The sequence below is a fragment of the Roseateles sp. P5_B10 genome (assembly GCF_056400485.1).
Genome location: NZ_JBFULE010000304.1, coordinates 1 through 5,918, shown reverse-complemented (window position 1 = coordinate 5,918; position 5,918 = coordinate 1). Strand labels below are relative to the sequence as shown.

The following is a 5,918-nucleotide window of genomic DNA, read 5'->3' as shown; positions in this document are numbered from 1 at the left end:
ACAGAGCCGCACGCGAATCGTCAGCGCCACCAATAGCGACCTGAAGGCGATGGTCAAGATCGGCCAGTTTCGTGAAGATCTGTATTACCGGCTTAATGTCATCGAGGTCCCGCTACCGTCGCTTGCCGAGCGACGGGACGACATCATTGCGTTGGCCGACCACTTTCTCGCAGGCCGGGCGGTCTTGGCGGCCTCGGCGCATGAAGCACTGCTGGCGTATGACTGGCCGGGTAATGTGCGAGAACTGAAGAATGTTATCGAACGCGCGGCTCTGCTGGCGGGTGGGCGTGACATAGATGCGGCGCTATTGAATTTGCCTGCGCCATTCGTGAAGGCGGCACGCAATCTGGATGAGCCCAGCCGCKAAGCCGTGCTTGCTGCACTAACGCAAGCGCAGGGCATCGTCAGTAGTGCCGCAGTATTGCTTGGGCTGTCCCGTCAGGCGTTGTATCGCCGTATGGCCCGCTATGGCCTTACGCCAGCCGAACCGGCATGATGTTTTAGAGCTTTCATGCGAATCAATACACTCCGAGCCCGAGTGTTTGGCGGTCTGTTGATTGCAAGTGTTGCCGGTGCTGCCCTGCAGTGGGCTCTGCCGTGGAGTCAGCAGCCAGTCCTAGCGGCGGCGTGCGCCTCGTTGCTGGTGGTGTTGGAGCTCGCGTTGTCCGCGACGCTGTTAGCACCGTTAATGCGCTTGATGCGTTCGTTTGAAGGAGCCTTACTAAGCTACTGTGACGGTGATTTCAGTACTTCGGTTTCTGTGTACGGCGCCACGAAAGATGAGTTGGGTGTGCTTGCGCATCAACTGGCAGCGCTGGGAGTAGCGTTGCGAGATCAGCGTCAACATCTTGCGCAACGTGAGCTGCTACTTGATACGGTMGTACAGAACACGCCAGTGGCTCTAGTGCTCTGTGACGCTGCGCAGCGCGTCGTATACGCCAATGTAGCGGCCCGTAGCCTGCTCGGGAGTGGGCGGAGCCTTGAGGGCGGAAACTTTGGGGCGCTGCTTGCTCAGGCGCCACCGGCGCTGCAGCGCGCGGTGCATGCGGGCGACGATGCATTGTTCAGCATCAGGCTTGAAGACTTTGATGATACCTTTCATCTATCTCAGCGCGACTTCAGGCTGCAGGGCCGCCCACATCGGCTACACCTCTTCCGACGCATAACACGCGAACTGTCGCGCCAAGAGGTCGCGACTTGGAAACGCGTGATTCGGGTCATCAGCCATGAGCTGAACAATTCGCTGGCACCTATCGCCTCCTTGGCGGAAACCGGGGCCGAACTATTTAAGCGCGGCGATCACGCACGCGCATTGTCGACTTTCGCCACGATCAGTGAGCGGGCAGGCCACCTACACGCCTTCATAGATGGGTATGCGAGGTTTTCGAAGTTACCGACTCCGCGGTTAGACGTAGTAGTGTGGCAGCCATTCATTGAACGGTTGCGATCGCAGTATGGCTTCACCCTTCTGGGCCCCCTGCCGAACGGGCCCGGTCGCTTCGACTCAGCTCAGATCGAACAGGCGCTCATCAACCTGCTAAAGAACGCCTACGAATCAGGCGGCGATCCCAGCGCGGTTACTATGACTGTGCATGACTGTGGCCGAGAAATCCGATTCGAAATCGCAGATAGTGGTCCGGGCATGAGTGACACCGTACTAACTCAGGCTTTATTGCCATTTTATTCGACGAAGCGAAATGGCACTGGCTTAGGGCTGGCGCTGGCAAGAGAGATCGCGGAAGCGCATAACGGTCGCATCGCACTGTGCAACCGAAGTGAAGGGGGTCTTAAAGCGACAATAAGTCTGCGAAAGCCGCGATGAAACCGGTGCGCGTCAACCTAGTGGTCGCCTGATTCATGCAGCCCGTGGCTAAGTATTTCGGGAAGCATGGTCACGATGACGGTCGAGTCGCTCTCCGGGTTGAGCGTGACGAAGTCGATGTACGACCAGTACGACCAGTCGCCGCGTCGTAGTCTCCATGGCGGGCGCTCCAACCGATCCAGTGGTTGCCGACACATCCACTTTGGAACTTCGATGCCGTCTCCGGGTGGCGGCGCCCATCCCATTGCAAACAGATTTCAACCAACTCCAATCTGCTAGAGTCACTGCCATGCTGATGCCGCTCGAAGAATTGATTCGTGACTACTCTATGTGCATCGACGGTGTAGTTCATGCAGGTGCACATAAGGCTGAAGAAGCGGACATCTACCTGCAGAGCGGTATCCGCGCTGTTCTATGGATCGAAGCGAATCCTGCGCTTATCGAGGATCTCGGGAACACCGTAGCGCCGCTCGGCCAGCGCTGGCTGCATGCGTGCCTCGGCGCCAAGTCCGGCGAATTGATGACGCTCAATTTGGCAAACAACGGGGAGTCTTCTTCAGTACTACCGCTCGGGACGCATCGCGAAAAGCACCCGTATGTCCACTACGTCGACTACGTGACGCTTCCGACGACGACGCTCTGCGACGCGGTGCAGGAGGGCTGGGGGTGTTCAAGCGCACCTCCATACGACAAGTTCCCAAACTTTTTAAATATGGATCTGCAGGGCGCCGAACTAATGGCATTGCAGGGCCTCATAGAACCGTGGCCAATGATCCGTAGATTCGACTACATCTACACCGAGGTCAACGAGGACCAGGTGTATGAAGGTTGCGCACTGTTGCCTGAACTCACGGAGTGGCTGGCGACGTGGGGCTTCAAAATGGTTCGCAAGGTAATGGCCGGTCGGCAGGTGCGCAATGGGCCGGACAGCGACGGTCCATGGCTAGGCTGGGGTGACGCGCTCTTCGTGCACGAGCGGAAGCTCTGACTTACGCTCCTGCGTCGGGTTTTGTAAGGCGAACTGAACCGCCCCGGCATTCGCGGAGGCCTGTTGGTTTAAGTCAGACGGTCGTCGCTTGACCAGCGCGTTGTCGATGGTAGTTGGCCTCGAACTCGGCCGGCGGGACGTAGCCCAGGGGCTCCATCAATCGGTGGTGGTTGAACCACGCGACCCATTCCAGCGTCGCGAGTTCCACCGCCTGTTTGGTCTTCCATGGTCCACGTCGGTGGATCACCTCGGCCTTGTAGAGCCCGATGATCTCGGCCAGCGCGTTGTCGTAGCTGTCGCCCTGGACCCCACTGAAGGCTCGATGCCGGCCTCGCTCAGGCGCTCGCTGTAGCGGATGGACAGGTATTGCGCCCCCTGTCGGACTGATGCGTTAGGCTGCCGTCGTCGGACGGCTTGCGGTCATACAGCGCCTGTTCCAGCGCGTCGAGCACGAACTCGGTGTGCATCGAAAGTATGCGGTCAATTACCAGCGTCCTTGAGGCGCCACTTGGGAGCTGACAGTCTTCGTCCCCACTTAACAAGTGAAGTGGGAACGTGCGGGGCCAGTTGGGCGTCGCGCTGCGCTCTGCCGGGCAGCAGCGTCGGGTTGCGCTGACGCGCGGCGTGGCGGCAGCAGCCCGACGGGGCGACCTGCAATGCCTTGCAGATCAGCTCGATCACGAAGTGCTCGCGCTGCGCGTCGATCGACGACTTCGGCGATCTCGTCGTCGCCGATGTCGGGCAAGGCAAAGGGGAGCAAGGGCAACTGACCCATGCGCTCAGGCCAGGCGTTTCTGGAAATCGGCGTAAGCCAACGCAATGCCGTCGCGCAGTCCGATTTTTGCCTTCCAGCCCCGCTTGGTCAGTAGGCTGACGTCCATGAGCTTGCGCGGCGTACCGGTAGGCTTGGAGGTGTCGAACACCAGATCTCCTTCGAAGCCGACCACTTCGCACACCAGTTGCGCTAGCTGGCGGATGGTCACGTCTTCACCGACGCCAATGTTGATGAGCACGTCTTCCGCGCCGGTTTCCATGAGGTGTACGCAGGCGTCAGCAAGGTCATCGACGTAGAGAAACTCGCGCAGCGGCGTGCCGGTGCCCCAGACCACCAGGTCACGGTCACCACGCTGCTTGGCTTCGTGAGCCTTGCGGATCAGCGCCGGCAGGACGTGGCTGTTGTTGAGGTCGTAGTTGTCGTTGGGACCATAGAGGTTGGTCGGCATCGCGCTGACATACCGCCGCCCGTACTGGCGGTTGTAGCTCTCGCACAATTTGATGCCGGCGATCTTGGCGATGGCGTAGGGCTCGTTGGTCGGCTCAAGCGGACCCGTCAGCAGGCTGTCTTCGCGCAGCGGCTGCGGCGCCAGCTTGGGGTAGATGCAGGACGATCCGAGGAACATCAGGCGCTGAACACCTGCCAGGTGGGCACCATGGATCAGATTCGCCTCGATCATGAGGTTCTGATAGAGGAACTCCGCGCGGTAGGTGTTGTTGGCCTGGATACCGCCCACCTTCGCGGCGGCAATGAAGATGTAGTCCGGGTTCTTGTCCTGCAGCCACCCGTGTACGGAGCGTTGATCCAGCAGGTCGAGTTCGCCGCGCTGGGCGGTGATGACGCGCCCATAGCCGCCTGCCTCCAGGCGCCGCACGAGTGCCGAGCCGACCATGCCACGATGGCCTGCAACAAAGATCTTCGCGTTCCTGTTCATCGTGAGGCCGTGTGTCACTCGTTGTAGTCGTAGGCCTGGAAGCCGGCCATCTTGACTAGGCTGTCGCGACGGGCGGACGTGTAGTCGGCGTGCACCATCTCGGCGACGAGCTCTTTCAACGTCGTCTTGGGAACCCAGCCGAGCTTCTCCTTGGCCTTGGTGGGGTCGCCGAGCAGCGTCTCGACCTCGGTCGGGCGGAAGTAGCGCGGGTCGACCTTGACGATGACGTCGCCGACCTTGCACTTGGCCTTGTCACTTTGGATTGCCTTGACCACGCCAATTTCCTTTTCCCCCTCGCCTTCGAAAGCCAGGGTGATGCCAAGTTCCGCCGCGGCGAACTCGACGAATTGGCGAACGCTGTACTGCACCCCGGTCGCGATGACGAAGTCCTCGGCCTGGTCCTGCTGCAGCATCATCCACTGCATCTCGACGTAGTCCTTGGCGTGGCCCCAATCGCGCAGGGCGCTGAGGTTGCCCAGGTACAGGCAGTCCTGTAGGCCCAGCGCGATACGAGCGATGGCGCGGGTGATCTTGCGGGTGACGAAGGTCTCACCGCGCAGCGGGCTCTCGTGGTTGAAGAGGATGCCGTTGCAGGCGTACATGCCGTAGGCCTCACGGTAGTTGACCGTGATCCAGTAGGCGTACATCTTGGCCACTGCATAGGGGCTGCGCGGGTAGAAGGGCGTCGTTTCCTTCTGCGGGATCTCCTGCACCAGGCCGTACAGCTCGGAGGTCGAGGCCTGGTAGAAACGTGTCTTCTTCGTCAAGCCGAGGATGCGGATCGCCTCCAGCAGGCGCAGCGTGCCGATGCCGTCGGCGTCCGCGGCGTACTCCGGCTGCTCGAAGCTCACGGCCACATGGCTCATCGCGCCGAGGTTGTATATCTCGTCAGGCTGGGTCTCTTGGACGATGCGGATGAGATTAGTCGAGTCGGTCAGGTCGCCGTAGTGCAGCTTGAAGCGCTGGTTGTCGACATGCGGATCCTGGTAGAGGTGATCGACCCGGTCCGTGTTGAACAGGCTGCTGCGGCGCTTGATGCCGTGCACCTCGTAGCCCTTGGACAGGAGCAGCTCGGCGAGGTAGGCGCCGTCTTGGCCGGTGACGCCGGTGATGAGGGCTCTTTTGGGGGACGTGCTCAAACGAAACTCCGCTGACTTTTATGTTGGCAAGACGCGAAACTTGACGTGGACGTCTATGGAAGCAGCGGCTATCCCCTGCGTCAAATTCCATATGACCTCCCTGTCACTGTGATCGCTAGGGCATGGTAGCTACTGGGGTGCATGGACGGCGTAAGTGTCCCCGCCCTGGATCAAGCGGTCCCGCGCAGCGCAAGACCACCGCGCAGCCGCTCCACCCGTTGCCTTTCGGCAGACCTATCAGCCACGACTTCGAAAAGTTC

The 5,918-nt window shown here is 60.4% G+C and carries 5 protein-coding genes and 1 pseudogene; 3 read left to right on the top strand and 3 right to left on the bottom strand.

The window, feature by feature from the left end:
- From AC1DU6_RS17630 to AC1DU6_RS17620, 3 genes are all read left to right on the top strand, one after another.
- On the top strand, nucleotides 1–496 hold a 496-nt coding region (locus AC1DU6_RS17630), incomplete at its 5' end, for an AAA-type ATPase lid domain-containing protein (RefSeq protein WP_477858611.1).
- Between the two features lie 42 nt (nucleotides 497–538).
- A complete protein-coding gene (locus AC1DU6_RS17625) occupies nucleotides 539–1,822 on the top strand; it encodes a sensor histidine kinase (RefSeq protein WP_477858609.1) in 1,284 nt (427 codons plus the stop codon).
- Between the two features lie 289 nt (nucleotides 1,823–2,111).
- Nucleotides 2,112–2,810, top strand: a complete 699-nt coding sequence (locus AC1DU6_RS17620) for an FkbM family methyltransferase (protein ID WP_477858608.1) — start codon at nucleotides 2,112–2,114, stop codon at nucleotides 2,808–2,810.
- A 73-nt stretch (nucleotides 2,811–2,883) separates the two neighbouring features.
- Here the strand turns inward: AC1DU6_RS17620 and AC1DU6_RS17615 are convergent.
- From AC1DU6_RS17615 to gmd, 3 genes and pseudogenes are all read right to left on the bottom strand, one after another.
- Nucleotides 2,884–3,488: pseudogene (locus tag AC1DU6_RS17615) on the bottom strand (integrase core domain-containing protein); the annotation flags it as partial.
- 101 nt (nucleotides 3,489–3,589) lie between these two features.
- Entirely contained in the window at nucleotides 3,590–4,519 is a 930-nt protein-coding gene (gene fcl / locus AC1DU6_RS17610; protein WP_477858606.1) for a GDP-L-fucose synthase, read from the bottom strand.
- A gap of 14 nt (nucleotides 4,520–4,533) precedes the next feature.
- Nucleotides 4,534–5,658, bottom strand: a complete 1,125-nt coding sequence (gene gmd, locus AC1DU6_RS17605; RefSeq protein WP_477858605.1) for a GDP-mannose 4,6-dehydratase — start codon at nucleotides 5,656–5,658, stop codon at nucleotides 4,534–4,536.
- Nucleotides 5,659–5,918 lie beyond the last annotated feature (260 nt).